We start from the raw sequence: 22,569 nt of genomic DNA on the forward strand, positions 1-22,569 counted from the left end.
TGTCAGTTAACTGCGACAGTTTCAAACAAGATGTATCGGCCGGCGCTTTTTACCGGCTTTAGATGCAATTTCATCGCTACGGACAGCGCTTCGGCCGATTGATTGGTCAGCACATAAAAATGCCGACCAACACTCTGCATGCTTTGGTGCAGTTCTTCGATACCTGCCAATTCCCGGGTTTTGCCAGGCAAGTAGAATTGGGCGGAAAATGGCCTTTCCTTGATGTAAATTAACTGCTCATCGGGGCCGGATTGGCGCAGAAAAGCTTCGGCGATGTGTTTTTGCGATTTATAAAACTCGACGTCGGGCAATTGATAAGCCACCACCAGCCCTAAAAAAGACACCGGCACACACAAGGCCAAAACCGCCCGGTAGCTTTTTAGTTGTCCCCGCCAGTTGGCCACCAGCAAAGCCAATCCCGGCAAGCCTGGTAACACATACGTCCAAATCACATTCGCCGACAGGGTAAAAAACAGTACGGGCGACAACATCCACAGCAAGCAGTACAACTGCCAGCCCTCATTGACTGGGAACAATGTTTTCCAAACCTTGCCACGAAAAGCCACGATGAGGTTTTGCAGAAAAACCAAGGTCCAAGGAAAACCGGCGGCTAACCAATACAGCCAGATCGTGCCTCGTGCATGTTCGCGGCCAACGCCGTATAAATCGCCCTTCCAGCCGCTTTCGGTAAATCGCTTCCAGTGTTCACCAATAAAAAAATATCCCCAAAAACCCGGCGTGCGTTGCTCGGCCAACCAATACCAGGGGGCGCAAATGGCTATCATCATCAGGCTACCTGTTACCCAAGGAATCCGTTGCCATATATCGCGCCAGCGCCCGGTAATTAACGCCCACATCCCGACAGTGAGCCCGGAAAGCACCACCGTGATCGGCCCCTTCGCCATAAGGCCAATGCTCAGGCCAAGAAAAAAAACATAACCCCATAAGGATTTGCGTTCTTGCAACGCTAACCAAAATGCTGAAAGTGCCAATGTAATGCCGAAAGTCATGCACTGGTCCATGGCCACGGTACCGGACATGACGAAAAAAAGTACCGAGCTAGCCAGAATCAAAATGGTTGAACGCGCGTATTCGACATTGCGCTGCGATTTGGCCAGATGAAAGAGTATCCAGGCGATAGCTATACCCAACATAACGGAGGGCAGCCGGGCGGCAACATCATTTACGCCGGCAATACCCAAGCTTATCGATGTGAGCCATATGGTCAACGGCGGCTTACCCCAGAACGGAACCCCGTAATCGATCATCGGCGTTACCCAATTTTGGGTTTCCAGCATCTTGCGAGCCATTTCCGCGTATCGCGATTCCGAAGGATCGTAGAGCGGATAAAGACCCAAGGTTGCAAGGCGAATAATTAGGATAATGCCGATCAACACCAAGCCGGAGAGCGGCTTTTTAATCGGGAATCCGCCTGTATTGGCGGGCTTTCGGCCGCGGTTATCCACGGCGAATGTCCAAAACAAATTGGCAAAAAAGTTCCAGATCAAGACTAATGCCGTGGTTATTACTTGGGCATAAAGATAAAAAAATTTCGCCACCAACAATTGCATCAGCACCAGATTGAAACTCATTCCAATAAGAGCTATCAGCGCAAATTTGGGCAAAGTCCGAATATGCGGCTGACTGGAGTTAAATGTCAGCTTGAAATTCAAAACATAATTAACGACCAAACCCGCCAATGCACCCCACCCCGAAGCCGCCACGGGATTGAAACCTTGGGTCTCGACCAAGGCATAGAGGAGCGAATAATGCGCAAGCGTCCCAAAAACACCCACCAGCGCAAATGAAAAAAATTTAAGAAACACGTAAGTCCGTTATTTATAAAAAAATATTATCAATCCAGATCAAACGGTAGCTTATAGATTACTTTCATAGCAAAGTGTCAACTCGATGACGGCGCATATTAGCGTTTTATTTTTTATTTGGAAGCACTAGAAACTATACTGATAAAGCTGAGTCAGCAAAATCCGCGCCATAGGATAATCTTTACATAAATTAACGATTGAAGGCGGCCAAAGAATAATAATTTACTTATGCATGGTTCAAATGAACCTTGCGGGGGTTCAAATACCCAATTTAAATAGACCGCGGAGGGAATTGGGCGATTTAGAAACCACGCCTTAAGTTAAGCCCCTCCTGATAGACGACTGCATGGAAGGAGGTAGGGCAGCGCCGGGAGCGGTTGCCGAGAGGGTTGAGGTGAGGAGAATCCGGTAAAAAATGCCTTTCGATTACCCTCATCCTAACCTTCTCCCTTAGGGAGAAGGAATATTCCACCTTAACTTAAAGACATTGTCGTTCGGGCAGAAGCTGTTAGCTCATTTTTCGTATTGCAAAACTGGCAGCCAACAACATTAATGCACTGGGGCAAATGGCGACTATCATGGGATTCATATCGTAAACAAGGCCCATATTGCCCGCGACCTTGTCCAAAATATTAAACGTCATACCGATCACGATGCCTATCAGAATGCGGGCGCCCGTGCTTGAGCCCCGGCCGATACCGACGACGAAAGGTACGGAAACCATCAGCATCACAAACGTCACAAACGGATTAACCAAACGGCTCCAAAACGCCAATTCATAGATCTTGGATTTTTGATTATTCTGTTTTAGAAAATCGATATACATAAACAAGTCATACAGCGACAAATTATCCGAATCGACGACTGCCACTTTCAGTAAATCGGAATCAATTGTCGATTGCCAGGGCAGTTTCTCCTGATGCTCGGCTAAAATCCGGTTTGAGGTGATTTTCGATTGCGTGACGCGCTGTAACTCCCATTGGTCTTTGCCTTGAAATTGGGCGTGTTCGGCTTGAGTTATATCGCTTAGCTTATTGCGATCGTCAATTTCATAGATGCGTATATCGCCAAGCGAGCCGTCGTCGAGAATCTTCCGAACGTTGACGAAGCGGTTGCCTTCTCTGAGCCACATACCGTATTGAGAGCGTATCATCGCGCCATCGTTGAGCGCGGAAGTTCGAAGCACCTGTGCAGTCCGCTCACAACCCGGCGCGACGTACTCACCGATCAGTACCGCTAAAATGACCAGAACCAGGCCAGCCAGCATAATTGACTTAATAACCCAGAATATTGAAAGTCCGGCTGCCCTAATCGCAACAATTTCGCGATTATTGGCCATGGAGCCGACTACAAAAAGGCTGCCCAATAAAGCGGCGGACGGCATCAGTTCGTAGACCATCCGCGGCGAGGTCAACGACAAATAGATCAAAATCTGTTTTAAATCGTACCCGCCTTTCCCCAGATCCTTGAGTTGATCGCTAAATGTAAACAGATTGTATAAAGTTAACAGTAGCAGCAAAGCAATGATGGAGCCTTTAACTACTTCTCTCACTATATAACCCGTCAATACCTTCATTTCACCATTCCAGATGTTTACTAAACGGACAACTATATCAGTTTATGAGGCGGGGCTTCGACTCACTGCTTGCCTACATACGGAAGTATGCCTAGTCTAACGGATGCCGTATTTTTTCAGCTTATACCAAAGCGTGCGTTCGCTGATTTTGAGCAACCTCGCCGCTTTGGCTTTATTGCCGGTTGCCAGGGTTAAAGCCTGCGCTAATAAGCTGATTTCCAGTTTTTCGACGTTCGACTCCATATCCAGGCTGTCTGCGCGATTTGGTTGTAAACTCCCGCCTAGGCTTTCCTGATTAGGCCCGTTCAAGATTTCCTGCGGAAAATGGCGCAACGCTATGGGACGCCCCTGACTCAAGACCAAAGCACGCTCGATCATGTTTTCCAACTCGCGCACATTGCCGGGCCAATCATAATTTAACAAGGCCTCGCAGACATCGGCCGACAACGGCGTTGAGACTCCATATTGCGCCGATGCTCGGTATTTCTCGACAAAGTGCATCGCCAATGGCGGAATATCCTCTCTTCGTTCCCGCAAGGCCGGTAAGGCAATGGTCAACACATTCAAGCGATAGTACAAATCTTCCCGCAACAGTCCCTGTTTGACCGCCTCCATCGGATTGCGATTGGTGGCGGCAATCACCCGCAAATCGATTTCAATGCTGCGATTGCTGCCCAGGCGGTCGACCCGGCTTTCCTGCAAAACCCGTAACAATTTTGCCTGAGTGGCGGGCGGCATTTCGGTAATTTCATCGAGAAACAGCGTACCGCCGTCGGCGAGTTCAAATTTACCGACCCGATCTTTAACCGCGCCGGTAAACGCCCCACGCACATAACCGAACAGTTCGCTTTCCAAAATGTCTGCGGGTATAGCCGCGCAATTAATGGGCACGAACAAGCCATCCCGGCCTGAACTGGCATGTACCGCCCGGGCCACCAATTCCTTGCCGGTACCTGTTTCGCCGTAAACAAAGATGCTGGCCTTGCTGGGTCCGGCTTGGCGGATCAGTTCATACACTTGGCGCATGCTCGAGCTTTGCCCGATGAATTCGTCCCATCCTTTACCGGTTTCGTCGCGTAAAAACTGATTTTCCCGTTGGATACGATTAATTTCGAGCGCCCGCCTTACCACCAATTCGACTTGCTCGACATCCAGCGGCCGGATGATGAAATCGAAAGCGCCCTGTTTCATGGCTGCCACGGCTGTTTCCACCGTGCCGTATGCCGTAACAACAATCACGGGAAACGCATGGCCTTCATCGCGCAGCGTCGCCATTAGCTCCAACCCGTTAATGCCCGGCATATTCAAGTCGGTAATCAGCAAATCGACGGCGGTTTCCCGTAACACGCTTAAAGCGGCTTGAGCATGTTCAGCGCTCAACACATCGCATCCCAGTTTTTTCAGCAAAACTTCCAAAACCCGCCGGGCATTGGCTTCATCGTCAACGATTAATACGCGCGAACCGCTTAACATAGATTTTTTGTTTGCCGTCTTGGCAGAAAAATCGTGAAACAGGCACCGCCCAATTCGCTGCGCCCGGCCGCTATGCTACCGCCATGGGCCACAACAATCTGCTGAGTCACTGTCAGGCCAAGCCCGATTCCGGTGTCGCGGGTAGTGAAAAACGGATCGAACAGTCGCTGGCTCGATTCTGACGCAATACCCGGGCCATTGTCTTCAACCTTGATCTGCACGCGGTCGGCATCGCTGGCGATGACTTGAACCCTTATGCGTCCGGCAGCGGACAGCATTTGAATGGCGTTTAACATCAAGTTCAAAAACACCTGCACCAACAATTCTTCGTCCGCTTCGATAACGGTCAACGGTTCGGGCTTAACGATTTCGATCGCAATCGACTTGTTTTCCGCTTGTTTGCTCAATAATTCGATGGCTCGCTCAATGACCGGTTCAAGCATCAAGGCCTGCATATCAGGCGGCCTTGGGCGGGCACAATCCAGTAAAGTCGAAATCAGCCGATTCAAGCGGGCGCTTTCTTCCACGATGATACGGCTCATGTCGCGTCCGTCCTCTGTTAAAGCTACGTCGGCTTGCAGAATCTGAGCGCTGGTTTGCAGGATACTGAGTGGCGTTCTGACTTCATGCGCCATGATCGCGGCCATTTCACCGACTACGGCCAGTTTGGCGGCGTGAATAACTTGTTGCCGCGACTGTTCCAAGTCCTCGCTCAGTTGGGCAAAGGCCTGACTTAACTCCTGAACTTCATTAATATCGGCCCTGCTCGACTTAAAGGATACCGGTAATGTCTGAAAGTTTCTGACCCAGGATGTCAAGTCCAATATGGGGCTGGCAATGCGCCGAGCCAGCCAGTGCGCGATTCCCGCAGCTATTAGGCTATTGATCAAAAACACGCAGCCGAACCACCACCACAAGCGCCAGATCGACTGAAATGCCTGCTCGGTGGATTGAATAATCAATATTGACCAGCCTAGATTGGCATAAGCCTGATAGCCTTGAGAATGGGCGTAGCCAACCAAGACCGGTGCCTGGCTCAATGGCTGGCCCTGATGAATTTTCGATCCGTGTCCTTTACTGTCTCCCCAGCCGGCGAAGGTTTGCTTTAGCAGCATTTGCCGTGAGCGGATCTCTGCCGAACCGGCAATTGCTCTGTCGTCCGCATCCAGCAACACGATATACCGTTGCCCGGACTCGACACGGCTTGCACGGTCGAATAGTTGCATGATGTGTTTAAGATTGAAGATTCCATACAGCCGGCCATGTTCGCCGGCCGAGTATTTATCCGGCACCGAGGCACGCATGCTCAATGGAGCATGATCGTAGGGCGGGTCCAGCCGCAGGTTTTCCAGTACGATTTGTCCGTGCGGCACGCTGGTCTGAATCCAGTCCGCTTGCGGGCGAAAATACGAGCCGATTAAATAGCTATCGGATGCGGCAACGATTTTGTTGGCATCATCCAAATAAAACAGTCCGAGGTACACGCCAGGATAACTTTGCTCCATATTCTCCAGAAATTGCGCCAACCGTTTGTCGATATCGCCAATACGCCCCTCCTGAAGAATATCCAATTGGCTCCAGGAATAGACGTTTTGCAGACGCTCGAACATCAACATGTCGATCTGCTTCATCAGCATGGCGGCGTCATTTTCCAGGCTATTGGCAATTTCATGCCGCAGCATGACTCGGGAAGCATAGAACGACAGCGCCGCAATAGGCGCACTTCCCAGAAATAATAAGGCCAGAAATGAGAATAAAAAAATCCGCTGAATTCGCATGCGCCATTATAAGGACAGCAACTAGCCCTTGCGTATCTAGATTCGGCATGACACCCGGCAGCGAAAGTTGTCTAACGTTTGTAAAACCACATCTGATAAATACTGAGCAGGATTTGTATGCCCATGGAAATGCCCATCAGCGCGCCGCTAAAAACCACGACATAAGCGAACTGCGAGATATTTTTAGTGATGAACCAAGACATCACGTCCAACAACATGGCAGCAAAGGGGATGACTACCGCAATGCGCTTGACGTAGATATTGATCTCGCATAGCAAAAATATCCGGCCGATGAAGAATAAAATGAAAGCAATGCCAAACAAATGAATATGCGACACCCTGACTAGCGCCGGTAACGAGGCGCCGCCGCTATGCGCAACTTCCGACACGCCGGCGTAATCGCTGAGATCCGGTAATGCCGGATTAATGCTGGGCGTGTGGCAAAGTATGCAGTCCCTATTCAGAATGGGCGCAATGGTTTGCCGATAGCCGTTTTCTTCGGCGCCGTCGTGTATCCATTTCAGAATGACTTCCTTGTCGCTCTTATATTTGAGGTTGGGCTCCATGATGCCGTTAATGGCGGCGCCCAAGCGCGTTTGATTGTTGGAGCCATGATACATGATAACGATGTCGTTCATGGACAGACCGGGTTTACCGTCTCGGCCCTGGTGAGTGTAATACATGTTGATCAAGGCCATGATATACGCCAGGCCTATGGTCAACAGAAAAACCGTGTTTAATATTCGCTCGCTGACCGATATATCTTTAAAACGCGTATATTGTTTAGTCATAAATTAACGTCACGCTCGATGCAATGTCGAAGTCCAAAAAATGCCGGTACGACAGTACCGGCAACAGAACGACAATTCTTAGCCGTCTTGAGGCTAAAAACTCAACCAGGTATTGAAATACAGCGTGTTATTGTCGCTAGCGTTGGTGTTCGGGCCGGCATAGTTTTTGTCCGCGCCATCGAGTTTGGTATAGGCCACGTATTGAGCCGCGAAACGTAGATTCAAATAGGATGCGGCCCCGGTGGAAGCGGTTTTACCGAATGGCACGTAATCCAACTCGAATGTGAAAAACTCCGAGTTCGGCTTATTCGGCACGTTGCTATACAAGCCCAAATCCTTGTTGCCGTATATATGATTAAAACCGACACTGGCGCTATAGGTCTGGTCGAAGGTATACGAACCGTTCAACCCCAAAAATCCCAATTGCTGATTATAGTTGCTGGCGCCGGCTGGGTTCTCGGGATCGAAGTTGGCGTTATAGGTAGCGCCCAACTCCTGCTGTTCCCGAATATAGCTGGCCTTGAATTCGTAGATGTGTTTCGGATTGGCCAGATATTGATAATTAAAATCCAGCCCCAAATCGGTATAGCGATCGGTCAAGGCAATAGTCGGATCCGGCAACACATTGGCCCGAAAACCGAAATGCCCCAAGGACACATAATGGCCTTGCCATTCTTTTTGCAAGGCTATCCGCCAATACGGCGCGCCGCCATCGAGTTTGCTGATGTCCCGGTAACCCATGCCTTTTTGCAGACTGCGGGAAAAATTGGTATAGGCGCCGGCTTCCACAAATAGAATGTCATTGACCATGGTATATAGGGTCGCGCCGCCCAATTTCGTGTCAAAACTGCTTATCGCGGGTCCGGCACTGGGACCGTTGGCCAGCGGCGAGCCGACATAGGGAAATCCCCAAGCGGGCGTGGTATTCCATAAATCCTGCACGGATGGATTATTGTTGAACGACAACCCGTACACGAAATTTTGGCCTAACAAATCGGCTTCGTCGGCAATACGAATATCGGTATTATCCAGAGCGAATGCGCTCCCGACGCCATCGTAAGTAAATTGTACGAACGCGCCCAATTGCTTGAATACCCGGCCGCCAAAGAATGCCGAAGCCTGGTCCATCGCCAAGTTATTGTTGGCATTATATTGCCGATTCGCCAACGCCCGGTCTTCCGGATTAGCCAGATCGGGATTATCTTTTTTGGTGTTGGTGAAAGAACCCATGACCATGCCGCCCAGACGGCTCAACAAGGATTCGTTACTGCCCCAGGTATAGCCATTTAGCTTGAATTGACGGCCGTAAGGGGTAAGATTCGGGCCAAACGCTTGTGTATGGCACATGGTACAAGCCATGCCGGTTTGGCGGGCAAAGCTCGGTAACGCGTTGGCCGCTCCCGATACCCCTAGCCAAAATATCGCCACGCAGATCCATATCCGGCAACTGCTCAAATTTGCCGGTCTTAACATCCGTTTTTTCATGTACTGCAACCTTTTTACTATGCATAATTGAAATCTGCATACGAGCATGAAACGTTCAACTCCTTATGCATCCTCAATTTCGAGTCAATTACCATGCCATAGTGATGATAAGCCAAGTGCTGCCGGCTCTTATATCTGCATAGACACACTCTGCTTTGGATTCCGCCGAAACACCGCGCAAGAAAAGTCTGCAATTTTGGTATGGTTTAGCGAGATCCCTGCATTTTTGGTATGCCGCCCGCCTAGCGGCCGCCAACCGGCAAGGTCAGTATGATTTTGACACGACTATCGACATGATCTTGCCGGACATAACCAATCGCGCCAGGGGTGGAACTGATAAAACGCAACACGGCCTCTTCCGAAGACATTACCGGTGGCGGCGTGATGCCGTGGAAATACTGACCGTTCCAGTAGTCCTCCTGGTCTTCCGGCAACATCGAAAATAAAGCCAACGAAAAAATGTGTCTCAACGGATGTGCGATAGGCAAATTGATTGGGATCCAGCGATTACCCTGGTCGTCGATCTGAATCTTGCGTAAATAAATCAGCTTCAAATTCTCAAGAGTCAACTTAGGTAGCTGGCTGTTAGCGGCTGTGACGACCACAATCGGCTCGGCGAGAATTTGCCGGCAACTACCCAACAACAGCATAAAACCAATCGCGCGAAAGGTTTTGTAGCGCATCAAAACAGAACCGCAAATGAAGCAGCCAGACCGTCGGGCGCTAATTTATCGTTGTTAGCGCCTGTACGATATTCCAACTTCCAGACGATGGGCGGGCTAGGCCGATAAGCCAATCCCATTACGCCGGCATGTCCGGTGTTATCGAAAGTTTGCTGGAAGGCTTCGTAGCGGCCGACTAGAAACCAATGCCGGCTCAACGGCGCGACGCCTTGTAAATATCCTTGCCATAGACTTTTGTCGTTAGGATGGCTCCCGTGGCTGCGGTAAATGATTTCGCTGCGAATTTCGTATTTCCGGTACTGCCACAAGCCATCAAAACCTGCCAAGGAATATCGGTCGGATTGGGCTTGTTGCAGCAAAAAATTGGTAAACGAGATACCAAATTGCAACTGGTCGTTCCATTGGTATCTCAGATGGGCGCCAAACGCGTCTTTAAAGGGGTTGTCCGACAAATGCGGATCGATAGGTTCGGTAACATCGCCGTAAACCGCGTATTCGAGCTGCCGGTCAGCAAACGGCAATACGCCATGCAGCATCAGGCCCGACACGTGCGTGGAAAATAAATTGTCGGTAGCGACCGGACGATAAGTAGTCCAGACTAACGGCGCGGCATGCAGCACGTTCCATTGGCCGATCGGGGTAAGAAATTTGCCGACGCGCACCGTCAGTTTATCGTTGACCAAGCCATCGAAATAAAAGCGTTCCGACTCAAAATGCGTCTGACGCGTGCTCAAGTCTTGGTTCTGGCCGGCGGTCAAGGCATCCGCCAGCTCCAACTCCGAAAAAAAACGCAGCCATGAATTTTTATCCCAACTGACAAACAGGCTTAGATCGTTTACCTGGAATTGCCAGGGCTTTTTCCCGGCGGCCATCACTTCAGCATTCGCATAGCCTCCCAAGCGCAAGCCGCTGTCGCCTAATGCATAACCGCTGCCTAGCCGATAAGTGGGCTGAGCGTCATCATCGCCTCTGGCTGGATTGGCTTGTAGAAAAAGCCATATAGCTATAACGACCGGAAACGGCAAATACCATGTCTTCAAACCTATGAACATCGATGACCTAATTCCGGGCAAATATCTATTCTCATAATCATGCTAATTTCGGTTGTTCGGCAATTTTTACAAGCTCCCTTACAACTTTCATACCAATTAAACAAAGTTGAACCGGATTGCCGAAGCCGATGAAGATTAGCCGAAGAGCAGGGATGATTCGTTGTCGATTGCAGGATTACCGCTGAGATAGCGTTATGGTTATTGTCGGAAAATCTCGCCGCATTTTGTCCGTCAGCAGCGGATGGTCCGATTCATTGGCATTGTCTGCCGGCGCCCGCTGAATAACATTAATCCGGAAAGCCACAAAAGTGCGGCGGGAGGCAAGGGTACGGCTGCGATATCGATGAAATCCACCCGGCCGCCAGTCGCCTCACCGCCACCGGTTACCGCATCGTCGACGAAAAATGTGGCCAGCGGATTTGGACCGGCAAAGACAGCCTGGTCCCTGACGTCGATGAACGAAAACTGCTCCACACCATTCAGCGAACCGGTAAAACGTTTTGTCGCCCCGTCGCGGACGATATTTAGATCGGCAAACGTATTATTTTGGAACGCGCCATTTGGCCCATCGATAAAACTAACCCCGGGTTGCTCGACAAATTGCAGATGATCGCCATACACATAAAGACCTTCGTCCAAGCTAAGGTGCGCGAAATCCAGAATTTTCAGCCAGCCGCCGCCCACGGTATTGAAGCTGAAGCGGATGTCGATGGCATAACTCTCTGGATTAAACCCGGACCAATCCAGGCTCAGGCCCTGGTTAGCCGCGAAAGTATAGATACCGCCGCTAAGGTTACCGCCCCGCGGCACCAGATTGGGACCAGTTCCGCCATGATCCGCAAAATCCGCGAGCGAATAAGTAGAGGCATTCGCAGAGCATGCCGCCAAACCGAACAGCACCACAGCCGCTGTCTTGTAAATAATCGCTTTCATGTTTTCTCCACAATCTATATTGAAAGGTTGGCAAACTACCGGATACTTTTAAAAAACCCGGCTTTGTCGTTCCCGCGCAGGCTGAAACTCAGAAAAAGTAGAAGCAAGTAAAGCACATAAACAGACATCGTCATTAATTAAAAGCACCGGTGCGGCGTCCGGTAAATTCCCGCCTAAGAGCCGCGAGCAAACACTTACCGAACCCAACCTGCATAAATTAATGCAATAGATCCCGGACAACTATTGCTTAGGCCGCGTCGCTTGTCTTAGCGGATCGAGCAGAGGTTTCAGCCCGTTGTGATCCATCTCCTGCATTAGTGCCAATAAGCTGCCGAGTTCACCGCGCGGAAATCCCTCGCGCGCAAACCAGTTGAGGTAATGACCGGGCAAATCGGCGATGACTCGCCCTTTGTATTTGCCATAAGGCATGGGAAATGTCACCAACTTTTGTAAGTCTTCGGGTTTCATAGATGCCGGTAAATGTCCGGAATACGATATTTGCGATGATGCTCGGTTACCACCGGAACCGCCTGCCGCTCGATGCCGGATAAATACTAGTCCAGAGCGGAATTCAGGTAAGTTAGCGCTCGCAAGCGCTCGACGGCAAAATCCACAAAAGCGCGTACTTTCGCCGCCGCTTTACGGCCTTCCTGATAGACGACATGAACAGGCAAGGGAGGACTTTCATAGTCGGCGAGCACAATCCTGAGCTTTCCGGACATAAGCTCAGGCACGATCATGTAAGACAAAACCATGGTTAATCCGCGACCAGCCGCGGCGGCGGCTATGGCGACATCCGCGGTATTCACGGTAAACCGAGTCGAGAAAGGCACTACGATTTCGCCTTCTACGCCCTTGAAGCGCCATTCGGCTTTTGAGGCTAAGCTCGAAAACTGCACGATGTCATGCCCTGAAATATCCTGCGGCGTTTGCGGCACGCCGCGCGCCTCCAGATAGTCCGGCGCGGCACAGATTACCCGGCGCACCGAACCCACCCGAATCGCGGTAAGCGACGAGTCCGGCAACTCGCCGATACGCACCGCGACATCCAGTCCCTCATCAAGCAGATCAACCACCCGATCTACAAACAAGGTTTGTACCGATACCTCCGGGTAACATTCCAGAAAATCAAACAATAGTGGCGCGATATGTAGGTGGCCGAACCGGGAAGATGCGGTCACGGACAATTTACCCCGTGGCGCGCGATGGGCGCCAGCGACCGATTCCTCGGCTTCAGCGAGATCGGACAGAATACGTCGGCAATCCTCCAAATAGCGCAGTCCGGCATCAGTCAGTTTTACTTGCCGGGTGGTTCGATGAAACAACATCACCCCAAGATGCTCTTCTAAGGCCGAGATGGTGCGCGTCACAGCCGGTGGCGACATATATAGTTTCCTGGCAGCCGACGCAAAACCTTCGGTATCGGCAACCGTAACAAAGACCTGCATCGACTGAAATCTATCCATGATTTATTCCACGTAATGAAATAGTGTCTTGCAATTTTAGGTTATTCATCACTTTAGGTAAATTCCGTAGCCTATCCATGGGCCGAGAGTGCGGCCCAACCCGGCAGATACCTGATAAAGATCGACATGTCACGTATAAACATTTTTTACCCAGGAGATACAATCATGAATACATTTCACCATGCCAACATCGATGGCCATAAGATTTTTTATCGTGAGGCGGGGGCCGGCAACTTACCCACCCTCGTGTTATTGCACGGTTTTCCTTCCTCTTCCCATATGTTCCGGGATTTGATCCCAAAGCTCACTGACAAATTTCATGTAATCGCGCCGGACTATCTCGGCTTTGGATACAGCGATCAGCCCGGTGCGAACGAATTTCGATACACTTTTGACAATCTGACCGCGCAGATTGAAAAGTTGCTATTCACGCATCTCGGCCTAAAAAAATTCAGCGTCTATGTGCAAGATTACGGCGCACCGATAGGGTTCCGCATTGCATCGCGCCGCCCTGACGCGATCGAGGGCATCGTCATTCAAAATGGTAATGCTTATCTGGAAGGCGTAAGCCCGGCACTAGAGCCTATGACGGCTTTCTGGAAGAATAGAAATACGGAGACCGAGGCCCCGCTTCGAGGCTTTCTAACTGCGCAAACCACAAAATTTCAATATGAACACGGGGCATCCGATCCAAGCAAAATCAGTCCCGACGGTTATACGTTTGACCAGCTATTTCTCGACCGTTCCGGCAATGACGCAATCCAGCTAGACTTGTTTTTCGATTACCAGAACAATGTCGCACGTTACCCCGAGTGGCAAGCCTATTTCAGGAAGCATCAGCCGCCAACCTTGATCGTGTGGGGACAGAACGACCCGTTCTTCACCGTAGCAGGGGCTAAGGCATATTTGCGCGATATTCCCGAGGCCGAGCTGTATTTGTTTGAAGCGGGACATTTTGCGCTCGAAGAATACAGCGAGGCGATAGCAAACTACATCATAGCGTTTTTTGTTGAAAGCGAGGCTCAACCGAAATGCTGCGATGGACTGGCAATGGCTTGTTAAGCACGCAAGTTTTTTGTTCCGTATCGGCGACAGACAATGAAACCTTTTGAAAATCGGCGCGTTCTTATCACTGGCTCCGGACGAGGCATAGGGAAAGCGGTTACTCACCGGTTTGCCCGCGAAGGTGCAAAAATTCAACTGCTAGCGCTGACGTCGGAGGTCCGGGCGACGGCGCTCGACCTCCGGCTTCCCGACTCCGCTCGGCAAATCGTAGGCGAAGTCGCCGACGTTTGGGGTGGCTTGGATATTCTTGTGACCGATGCAGGCGCCGCGGCGCAAGGCGGATTTCTGGAGCTGGAAGCCGATGCCTGGCAAACCGGATTCGGCCTAAAGATGTTTGCCAATCTGCGAGTCATTAAAAGGGATGGCGTTGTATGAATAACTAACTTTTCTATAGGAGCTGACATGACATTAAATCGACGGGATTTTCTCAATCTGACTGTCGGCGTCACGGCCGGTCTATTGGTGTCAAGGGCAACAATTCGGGCCGAAACCCAATCCAAAATCAAGGCGATTGCTTTTGACGGTTTTACCACTTTTAATCCCCAGACGGTGTTTACGCTCGCGGAGGCGCTCTTTCCCGGTAAAGGGGCCGAACTGAGCAGCGTGTGGCGTACCCGGCAATTCGATTATGCCTGGCTGCGCACGCTATCGGGACGTTACGTGGATTTCTGGCAGGTTACGGAAGACGCCCTAGTATTTGCCGCCAAGCTGCTCAAGCTCGAGTTGAGTATGGAAAATCGCCGGCAACTTATGGATGCGTATCTTGAGATCAAGGCTTGGCCTGATGCCCTACCGGCGTTGAGATCGTTAAAGGACATGGGCATCCGAATGGCTTTCTTGTCCAATTTCACCGCGGCTATGCTCGATGCTGCTGTGAAGAATTCGGGTCTGGAGGATATTTTTGAGCCGCACCTCAGTACTGACCGGGTGAGAGCGTATAAGCCCGATCCTCGTGCTTACCAAATGGCCATCGACAGTTTTGGATTGCAACGCGATGAAATTGTTTTTGCTGCTTTTGGCGGCTGGGATGCGGCGGGTGCCAAATCGTTTGGCTACCCGACCTTCTGGGTTAATCGAATGAATCTACCCATCGAAGAGTTGGGTGTTGCACCGGATGCAATCGGCGGTAACTTAAACGACGTTTTGAATTTTGTGAGATCCAGGAACACATCCTGAATTCAAGGTCTTTTTAAACGATGTCAAGGGACACGCGGATCGGCGGCAGCCGAAGCCGTCAGCGTTGCACTCAAAGGGCCAACAGAAAGTAATACGCCCGGTGTAGAGGACAAACTGAGGTAGGCAGCCAACGCTGCCGGTAGCACAGATCAAAAGTACCCTTGTTGCGGACAGCCAATTTCCAGTGGCTTTGCGTTCGCAACCGCGCGATTAACCAATCACAAGGGTACCGTAAATAACGCATCTCACAGGTCTTAACAATTTAACCGCCGAATCACAGCAATGGCCACGTTATCTTCATTACTTGAGATTTACTCGGTTTATCAAGCATAGGAAACGACACCGTTCTAAGCTTGCCACATGCCGGGCATGCCGATGTAGCCAGGCAGTGCCTGAATGCGACCAAGCCAATCTGTGATAGCCTGATAAGCCTCAAGGTCGATCATGCCTTCCGGTGCCAGCGCGATATACGGATAGATGGCGATATCGGCAACGGTTATATGATCGGTAACCAGATAGGCATGGTTGGCTAGCCGATTCTGTAGAACATCTAACAGGTTTGCGGCGATTTGCCGGGACTCGTCCAAATTAATGGTGCTGCCAAATTTAAAATGTCTGCGTAAGCTACTCGGTCCAGTGGCGAGTTCATTCGCCGCGGTTGAAAGCCAGGCAATGCATTCTGCAAATACGGCAGCGTCATTCGGCAACCATTGCTCGTCGCCATATTGCCGGGCCAGATAAACCAAAATCGCCTGACTGTCCCGAATCACCACCTCACCGTCCGCTAATACCGGCACTTGACCAAACGGATTCATGGCGATGAATGATTCGGATTTTTGTTGCTGTTCGCCGCCGTTGACCGCAACGCTCTGGTATTGAAGACCCAAGAGCGACAACATCAGGCGGACTTTGTGGCAATTGCCGGATAGGGCAAATTCGTAGAGGGTAATCATGGGTATTTCCTCAAAAATCAGTTAAGGTTTTGACGCATCATTCGATGCGGCAAGCTGTGCTTTTAACGCTGCAATTTCGTCTAGAAAGGGATTGATTAAATGACTAAGCTCGGCTTTCGAATAGCGCGGGGTAATGTGCTGAGGGCAATTCCATTCAATGGCTTTTACATCAATCACAATGCCTCGCTCGACGCGGGCGCGATAAGCCGGAACTGCCAGTTGCGAGACCAATGCGGGCTCTTCACTTTCATGGACGATACGCACCCGGCCCCATAATTTCAGGCGTCTTCTGTTGGGGTAGTCCATCAAAATCATCGATATCCGATCATTGAAGTTAAGGTTACCAATGCTCAGGTATTGACGGTTACCGCGAAAATCCGCAAAGCCTAGCGTATGCTCATCCAGCACTTTTAAAAAACCTTTAGGGCCGCCGCGATGCTGCACATAAGGCCAGCCGGACTCCGATACCGTGGCTTGGTAAAAGCTGTCGCGTTCGCCGATAAATTCAATTTCCGGTTCGGTCAAACCGGTATCTAGATCATCGGCCATTTCAAACCGGCTGTTGGCTTCCCGGCTGCCATACAAGGACTGAGCCGCTTTGACGCTGGGTGTAAACGCGATGTCTGCAAATGCAGTAGCCATGTCATTTCTCCGAAAAGACCGGCGGCATGGATTGCCGCCGGATTAATTCCAACGCTTCAAGTTATGCCGCGACTTTTAGATCCACTTTGGGGAAATCTATTTCAGTCTGGGCCACCTCGTTGATGTAGTTGGTTAAGGTGTTCAGCGCCACATGCAGCACAATTTCCACAATCTCGGCATTACTGTAACCAGCCGCTTTGACAGCGGATAGCTCGACATCCGAAACATGTCCACGCTGTTGTGCAACGCGGGCGGCAAATTTGACAGCCGCCGCCGCTTTAGGATCGGACGAATGTCCGTTACGGTTCGCGGCCATTTCAGCATCGTCCAGCTTGGCAACATTTTTACCAAGATAAGTATGCGCGGACAGGCAGTAACTGCAGCCATTGATTTCGGCGATAGCCAAGGCGATGCGTTCTCGGGTTTTGGGTTCCAGCGCACCTTTGCCTAACGCACCGTTAAGACTCAAATAGCCTTCCAAGGCAGCGGGGCTATTTCCCACCAACTTCATTAAATTGGGTACGACACCCAACTGCTTTTTAACGGCATCCAACAATGGTAAAGAGGCGGCAGGGGTTTGTTCTGCGGTAGGGATTGCGATTCTGTTCATGCTAATTCTCCAAATTAAAGGTTGTGGTTTAAAGCGTCATCGCCCAGTGTTGTGGGGATGGCTATACTTTGTCACATTCCACTTAGAGAGAGAATGCGCATAAATTTGAAGATACTATTCCGATAAATGGAATAGAAAGCACAATCAACTGCGACTAGCGACTTTAGGTTAGTGAGAGAAGAAGCGGAATTTGAACTCCAGAATTGCCAATCGGTATCAAGGTGATGAGAGCCGCCTATGGGGTCGCCGAATCTTGCGCATTACTATCATCAATGTTGTCTAGTGCAAACCACGCCTGCGCCCCTCTCGACGATTTTAAGTTTCGGTGAGGATTTCGTGATTCTTTGCCCGGCACAATAGTATCGCCAGTTTCGGCTTTCATCTAAAACGGAGATACATGATGCGTTTGTCTAAGAGTAAAGTAGCTTTACCGGTATTGTTGCTCGCCGGTATGTTGGCGCCCGTTGCCGGCGCACAGGCCTCGAATGTCACACTTAGTTTTGCCAATATCTCGGGTGCTAACGGACCAGCGCTGAGTCCGTTTTTTGTAGCTTTCCATGATGGCTCTTTCGATGCGTTCGACGCAGGAACGTCAGCCTCGTCCGCCATCGAAGCGATAGCCGAGCTTGGAAGCGGCGCAGGCTTGTCTTCGAGTTTTGCAGCCGCATTTCCCACCGGCATCAGTACAACTGTTACCGCGTCCGTCAATGGGTTTGGCCCCGGCATTTTTTTACCGGGAGGAAGCGGCAGTGTCACGCTGGATTTGGACCCGGTGAAAAATCGCTATCTTAGCTATTTCGCAATGGTGGTACCGTCTAACGACCGTTTCATCGGTAACGACTCGCCAACCGAAATCGAGCTGTTCGATGCCACCGGGCATTTTACCGGTGGTACCTTTGTCGATAATGGCAATAAAATCTGGGATGCCGGCACCGAACTTGACGGCACCACCGGCGCGGCTTTCCTGGTCGGTTCCAATGCCGCCGATAGTCCCGCGCAAAACGGCTTGATTCAGAACAATAGCGACTTTTCGGTATATAGCGGACTAGCAACCGCAGCCGGATATAACTTTACTAATCTACCTGGCGCTAATACCCCATTGTTAAGAATCAGTGCGGTCTCAGCGGTACCGCTACCGGCGGCATTCTGGCTATTCGCCAGCACCTTGCCGGTTTTGGGCTTAATGCGCGGCCGCCGTTCGTCAGTGGCTGCCTAAATCAGATATCGCTGGAAGTTCAGCGATAATATCCAACAAGTTACACCCGGCTCAGGCCGGGTTTTTCCTTTGGCGGCAATAACCGGTTCAGAGAGAGGATTAACTTTTTGCCTGACAGAGGGGACCGCTGAACTGCTAAAAACCGTCTGAATATCCTTGCACTTGTAAAGTATTCGGCGGCTTACCGCTCCGGCGTCTGATTTTCAAATCGATAATATGGTGTAGTGGATGTTCCAGAGGTATATGTAAAGTTTGCTTTGGCAATTCTCCCGCGGCATCCGGATGCCAGAGTGACAACTGGTAATCCCCGCCGGGGAGTTCCAGAGTCCAATGTCCGGCGTTATCGCTTGTGGTGAAGTGAGGCGTCTCGGTAACGAATACGAAACCTAACATCCAGTCATGAATATTGCAGCCCAATGCCACCACGCCCGGTTGGTTGAATATAACCGGCGCTGACGGCGTGCCTTTATATAGTTTAATTTCGAAGCGTTTGGCCTGAGAAAATGAGTACACATGGTGCTGAATGTCATCGCTATTCGGAAAATAAACCGGCGAGCCCACTTTGATCGCCAGCACATGCGGAACAAATTCCTTGCCTTTCTGATCCAGTTTGATCGGAATCGGATTGACGTTAGCCGAGATTGACTTTCCACTAACTGTCGGCGTAGCGGTTATTACGACATTGGAGAGTGGCATGCCGGCATTTTCGACGGTGCCGGATATACTGTCGGCTTTAGTTTGAAGCGCCACGGCGGCAACACAGGAGGCTAGAAAAACAGGCGATAGGCGATTTGCCATAAGGTTTCCTCTTGGTTCGATGACTGTCCCAGGCTCGCGCGTGCCGGGCGGTTACTGTTGATATGGCTGACCTCGAAATTTAATTGGTGACGTTGCGCCAATGTCAGGTTGTAATTGGCATTCCACGCGTAACCGTTTTCGGAGTTGCGGTCTTGGGGCAGATAATCGTTCTCGTCGGTACCGAAGCGATCGTGGCGAACGCTGAAGCGATGGTTGTCGAACGACTTGCTGATCAAGAAAGAAGCCGACCAGAAACCAACGTCCACGGCCCGTTTTCCGTCTTTAATATCACCCATGCTGGTTCGACCGCTGATGCCTTGGCTAATTAGCGTCAATTCCCAGGGCAATTCCGCCTTGAGTCCCAAACTATAGAAACGGGTATGCCAAGCGTATTGGCCCGTGCTGATCGCGGCCGGATCTGCCAAGTTATCGTAATATAAGGCCCTGACCGTATAGAGATTGGCTTGTTCGGCATTTAGGCCGACATAGTAACCGGGTCGCCCGTCGACTTCTGTGAAAGGCTGCGTGAAAATCGCTTGCCGTGGAAATAGACTACGGATGCCGATGTTATCGGGTAGACGCAAACGGTCTCGCAGCGTAGCTTCGTAATCCTGTAAGCTCCAACCTCGCCAGGCCAACAGTACGCCGGTCGCATCGTTATTGGCCAGGCCGGCGGCGAATAGCCCAAGACGGTCACCGCTACTCAGCTGATAACTGAGCTGGGCCTCACCGCCAAAGCTTCTTAGTTCTTCACCGACCCAACTATTGATCGCCGATGAATTTAATGTATAGGGGCTACTCCAGGCAGTGCCCGTGTTCTCTAGCGAAATCGGCGGAAAGAACATACCAATCCTGCCGCCGATCCGCCAGGCCGAAGTACTGACAGGGCGATAACTGAGAAAGGCTTCCGTCAGATCGAGTGGATTGTATTGTTTGTCGGCGTATTTCAGTGTCAAGGTTCCGGACCAGTCCCAACTCAAACGCGTTTGCAAGCCGATTGCCGCCTCGTTGACCCGCAGACGATCACCCTCGGCTCCGTTGCGGAATTTTCCAAGACCGTGCTGCAATTCGCCGGATTGCGCATCCATGACTTGATAACGAAGGTCCAACACCCCGTGCAGCGCAAAATTCGGAAATTCCGAAGTGTTTTCTGCTGCTGTCACAACGCCTGAGAGCATGCCAAGCAAAATGGTGTTAGTCAGCAACCGTGCCATTAGTAATAATGTGCAATGACCAAGCCATCGGCCAATCGGGGGCTAGCGGATGGGAGGCTCATGGCGATATAACCGGCAAGTCGAAACTAAATGAGCTGCCATGTCCCAACCGGCTCTGGACTTGAATCTTGCCGCCATGCAAACTCACGATTTTGGCGACGATCACCAAACCGAAGCCGCCTCCTTCCGCTCTTGCTTGTCTTGACAATGGCGACTCCCAGTCGAACAAACCAGGCAAATATTCCTTAGAAATACCGATACCGGTATCGGTCACACTCATCATGATGCGCTGCTCGGCAGGCCATGCATCCACACGGACTTGGCCACCTGAAGGGGTATGGCGTAGCGCGTTGTCGATCAGGTTAGTCAACAGCCGTTCGATCAAGCCGATATCCGCCGCGGCGTGGGGCAAATCGGGCCTTAATCCCGCTATCAACTCAATGCCCCGTTGCCGCGCATGTAACTGAAATTTTTGGCAAACATCCTGGGCCAATTCCGCCAGATTGATGGTTTCGAAGTTAAGACTGGTTTCATCGCATTCCAATTTGGCTAGTTCAAACAATTCCTGCGCCAATCGGCTGACCTTTTCGCTCTGGCGCAAGGCGATTTCCAGGAAATGCTGTTGCTCCGATGCATGCATACCATCGTTTTTTAGCTGGAGGGTTTCCAGAAATCCGCGTAGTGAAGTCAGTGGGGTACGCAGATCGTGCGAGACCGTCGCGACCATTTCCCGGCGTCTTTGGTCCTTATGTTTAAGTTCGCCTATTTGACTAGCGAGGCAAGCGGCGCGATTAAAGGTTTTCGCCAAGCGGCTCAATTCATCGTCACCGGATACCGGCAATGTTGAATCGAACTGACCGTCAATGATACGTTCAGTGTCTCCGGCCATACGACGTAATGGTTGAGATATTTTTTTGGCTATGACGATGCTGCCGAGCAATGCCGCGATCAAACCGATGGCAGAAAGTGTCACAGCAGCGTAAAACATGACCCAATACGGCGCCAATGCCTGTTTGAAATCGATCTGTAATATTGCCCACATCGGTTCGTTGCGCGACGCAGTGGGTAAACGCTGAATACGACTGATAAACTCCCGATTGCCAAGTGCAAGTATTACCGAGTCTTTATTTTCTTGGATGAATGTCCAGGTTGATAAGTTACCGAGCAAGGTCTGTATCTCAAGAGGTAGAGAGCTAGCTAAAATCCAGGGGCGACTGTGCGACGTTTCAATCAGTGTGACTTCGAGAAGGAGGCTGGATAAATGCTTAAACTGATCGACCCGGCCGTGATCCACGGCTATTGCCACCGCTACCCAGCCGATTGGGATCGGCGCCAAGACCGGCACGATAGCCCATTCGTAGAGTTTTGCGTCTAACAGGCCGAAGACCACTGCACTGCCTTGGTTTTCGGCCTGAGCCAAGGCATCCGGGAAAATAAACGGCTTGCCCTGCAAAAGCTGCGCGGTGTCTGCCACGGTGTTACCTTTCAGATCTATGTAAAAAGCGCGCTGCCCCCGAATCCGTAACGTCAAATTTTCCAATGCCGAGGCGATCGTTTTCGAATCGCCATCGCTAACCGTGGTGCGGAAGCCGAAATCGGCGACCAATATCCGCGTCTCGCTAGCGATACGTTTTCCGCGTTCCGTCATTAATCGTTCGAAGGTTTGCGCTGCAAACAGTAGGTTTTGATCGAGTTGTCGGGTGACGTTGTCGAGAGAAACCCGATACACACACGCTAACGTCAAGGCTTGTATGCAGACAAATAAGGCTGAAAAAAACAGCACGATGCGAGATTGAAAACTTACAGTCACGGACAAGCCATTATCGGATTGG

21 protein-coding genes are annotated in these 22,569 nt (G+C 50.8%); 4 read left to right on the plus strand and 17 right to left on the minus strand.

What is annotated here, in order from left to right; translation table 11 throughout:
• Positions 1 to 2: 2 nt before the first annotated feature.
• From ACH50O_RS18070 to ACH50O_RS18120, 11 genes are all read right to left on the minus strand, one after another.
• Entirely contained in the window at positions 3 to 1,826 is a 1,824-nt protein-coding gene (locus ACH50O_RS18070) for a phospholipid carrier-dependent glycosyltransferase (protein WP_446809139.1), read from the minus strand.
• Positions 1,827 to 2,334: 508 nt separating this feature from the next.
• Positions 2,335 to 3,402 (minus strand): LPS export ABC transporter permease LptG, encoded by a 1,068-nt coding sequence (gene lptG / locus ACH50O_RS18075; protein WP_446809140.1) that lies wholly within the window; start codon positions 3,400 to 3,402, stop codon positions 2,335 to 2,337.
• 96 nt (positions 3,403 to 3,498) lie between these two features.
• A complete protein-coding gene (locus ACH50O_RS18080; protein ID WP_446809141.1) occupies positions 3,499 to 4,875 on the minus strand; it encodes a sigma-54-dependent transcriptional regulator in 1,377 nt (458 codons plus the stop codon).
• Complete coding sequence (locus ACH50O_RS18085) at positions 4,869 to 6,653, minus strand: sensor histidine kinase (RefSeq protein WP_446809142.1); 1,785 nt, start codon at positions 6,651 to 6,653, stop codon at positions 4,869 to 4,871. The genes ACH50O_RS18080 and ACH50O_RS18085 overlap by 7 nt, the downstream gene beginning before the upstream one ends.
• 71 nt (positions 6,654 to 6,724) lie before the next feature.
• Positions 6,725 to 7,444: a hypothetical protein gene (locus ACH50O_RS18090; RefSeq protein WP_446809143.1), complete on the minus strand. Its 720-nt coding sequence runs from the start codon at positions 7,442 to 7,444 to the stop codon at positions 6,725 to 6,727.
• Positions 7,445 to 7,537: 93 nt separating this feature from the next.
• Complete coding sequence (locus ACH50O_RS18095) at positions 7,538 to 8,929, minus strand: cytochrome C (protein WP_446809144.1); 1,392 nt, start codon at positions 8,927 to 8,929, stop codon at positions 7,538 to 7,540.
• A 242-nt stretch (positions 8,930 to 9,171) separates the two neighbouring features.
• Positions 9,172 to 9,612: a hypothetical protein gene (locus tag ACH50O_RS18100; protein ID WP_446809145.1), complete on the minus strand. Its 441-nt coding sequence runs from the start codon at positions 9,610 to 9,612 to the stop codon at positions 9,172 to 9,174.
• Positions 9,612 to 10,664 carry a hypothetical protein gene (locus tag ACH50O_RS18105; RefSeq protein ID WP_446809146.1) on the minus strand — a complete coding sequence of 351 codons (1,053 nt, stop codon included), beginning with the start codon at positions 10,662 to 10,664 and terminating at the stop codon, positions 9,612 to 9,614. The genes ACH50O_RS18100 and ACH50O_RS18105 overlap by 1 nt, the downstream gene beginning before the upstream one ends.
• Before the next feature lie 231 nt (positions 10,665 to 10,895).
• Positions 10,896 to 11,597: a hypothetical protein gene (locus ACH50O_RS18110; protein ID WP_446809147.1), complete on the minus strand. Its 702-nt coding sequence runs from the start codon at positions 11,595 to 11,597 to the stop codon at positions 10,896 to 10,898.
• Positions 11,598 to 11,837: 240 nt separating this feature from the next.
• Complete coding sequence (locus ACH50O_RS18115; protein ID WP_446809148.1) at positions 11,838 to 12,065, minus strand: DUF3820 family protein; 228 nt, start codon at positions 12,063 to 12,065, stop codon at positions 11,838 to 11,840.
• Positions 12,066 to 12,151: 86 nt separating this feature from the next.
• Positions 12,152 to 13,063, minus strand: a complete 912-nt coding sequence (locus tag ACH50O_RS18120) for a LysR family transcriptional regulator (RefSeq protein WP_446809149.1) — start codon at positions 13,061 to 13,063, stop codon at positions 12,152 to 12,154.
• 165 nt (positions 13,064 to 13,228) lie between these two features.
• Here ACH50O_RS18120 and ACH50O_RS18125 point away from each other — a divergent pair, with 165 nt between their 5' ends.
• The 3 genes from ACH50O_RS18125 to ACH50O_RS18135 are packed head-to-tail and all read left to right on the plus strand — an operon-like array spanning position 13,229 to position 15,304.
• On the plus strand, positions 13,229 to 14,125 hold the full coding sequence (locus ACH50O_RS18125) for an alpha/beta fold hydrolase (RefSeq protein ID WP_446809150.1): 897 nt from the start codon (positions 13,229 to 13,231) through the stop codon (positions 14,123 to 14,125).
• 36 nt (positions 14,126 to 14,161) lie between these two features.
• Positions 14,162 to 14,503, plus strand: a complete 342-nt coding sequence (locus tag ACH50O_RS18130; RefSeq protein WP_446809151.1) for an SDR family NAD(P)-dependent oxidoreductase — start codon at positions 14,162 to 14,164, stop codon at positions 14,501 to 14,503.
• Between the two features lie 27 nt (positions 14,504 to 14,530).
• Positions 14,531 to 15,304 (plus strand): haloacid dehalogenase type II, encoded by a 774-nt coding sequence (locus ACH50O_RS18135; RefSeq protein ID WP_446809152.1) that lies wholly within the window; start codon positions 14,531 to 14,533, stop codon positions 15,302 to 15,304.
• A gap of 347 nt (positions 15,305 to 15,651) precedes the next feature.
• Here ACH50O_RS18135 and ACH50O_RS18140 read toward each other — a convergent pair whose 3' ends face one another.
• The 3 genes from ACH50O_RS18140 to ACH50O_RS18150 all read right to left on the minus strand — a co-directional run bounded on the left by ACH50O_RS18140 (position 15,652) and on the right by ACH50O_RS18150 (position 17,509).
• Positions 15,652 to 16,257, minus strand: coding sequence for a glutathione S-transferase family protein (locus ACH50O_RS18140; protein WP_446809153.1), 606 nt, complete (start codon positions 16,255 to 16,257; stop codon positions 15,652 to 15,654).
• A 21-nt stretch (positions 16,258 to 16,278) separates the two neighbouring features.
• A complete protein-coding gene (locus tag ACH50O_RS18145) occupies positions 16,279 to 16,899 on the minus strand; it encodes a pyridoxamine 5'-phosphate oxidase family protein (protein ID WP_446809154.1) in 621 nt (206 codons plus the stop codon).
• A gap of 61 nt (positions 16,900 to 16,960) precedes the next feature.
• On the minus strand, positions 16,961 to 17,509 hold the full coding sequence (locus ACH50O_RS18150; RefSeq protein WP_446809155.1) for a carboxymuconolactone decarboxylase family protein: 549 nt from the start codon (positions 17,507 to 17,509) through the stop codon (positions 16,961 to 16,963).
• A 397-nt stretch (positions 17,510 to 17,906) separates the two neighbouring features.
• Between ACH50O_RS18150 and ACH50O_RS18155 the strand changes: the two genes are divergently transcribed.
• The gene (locus ACH50O_RS18155) at positions 17,907 to 18,725 is read left to right on the plus strand and encodes a spondin domain-containing protein (RefSeq protein WP_446809156.1); all 819 of its coding nucleotides are present in this window, start codon (positions 17,907 to 17,909) and stop codon (positions 18,723 to 18,725) included.
• 135 nt (positions 18,726 to 18,860) lie between these two features.
• On the opposite strand, the gene ACH50O_RS18160 is transcribed toward ACH50O_RS18155, so the two are convergent.
• The 3 genes from ACH50O_RS18160 to ACH50O_RS18170 form a co-directional block, all read right to left on the minus strand.
• Positions 18,861 to 19,523: a methylamine utilization protein gene (locus ACH50O_RS18160; RefSeq protein WP_446809157.1), complete on the minus strand. Its 663-nt coding sequence runs from the start codon at positions 19,521 to 19,523 to the stop codon at positions 18,861 to 18,863.
• Complete coding sequence (locus ACH50O_RS18165; RefSeq protein WP_446809158.1) at positions 19,493 to 20,686, minus strand: hypothetical protein; 1,194 nt, start codon at positions 20,684 to 20,686, stop codon at positions 19,493 to 19,495. Before ACH50O_RS18165 ends, ACH50O_RS18160 begins: the two co-directional genes overlap by 31 nt.
• Before the next feature lie 109 nt (positions 20,687 to 20,795).
• Complete coding sequence (locus ACH50O_RS18170) at positions 20,796 to 22,547, minus strand: sensor histidine kinase (protein ID WP_446809159.1); 1,752 nt, start codon at positions 22,545 to 22,547, stop codon at positions 20,796 to 20,798.
• Positions 22,548 to 22,569: the final 22 nt, after the last annotated feature.

The sequence above is a fragment of the Methylomonas sp. 2BW1-5-20 genome, assembly GCF_052474515.1.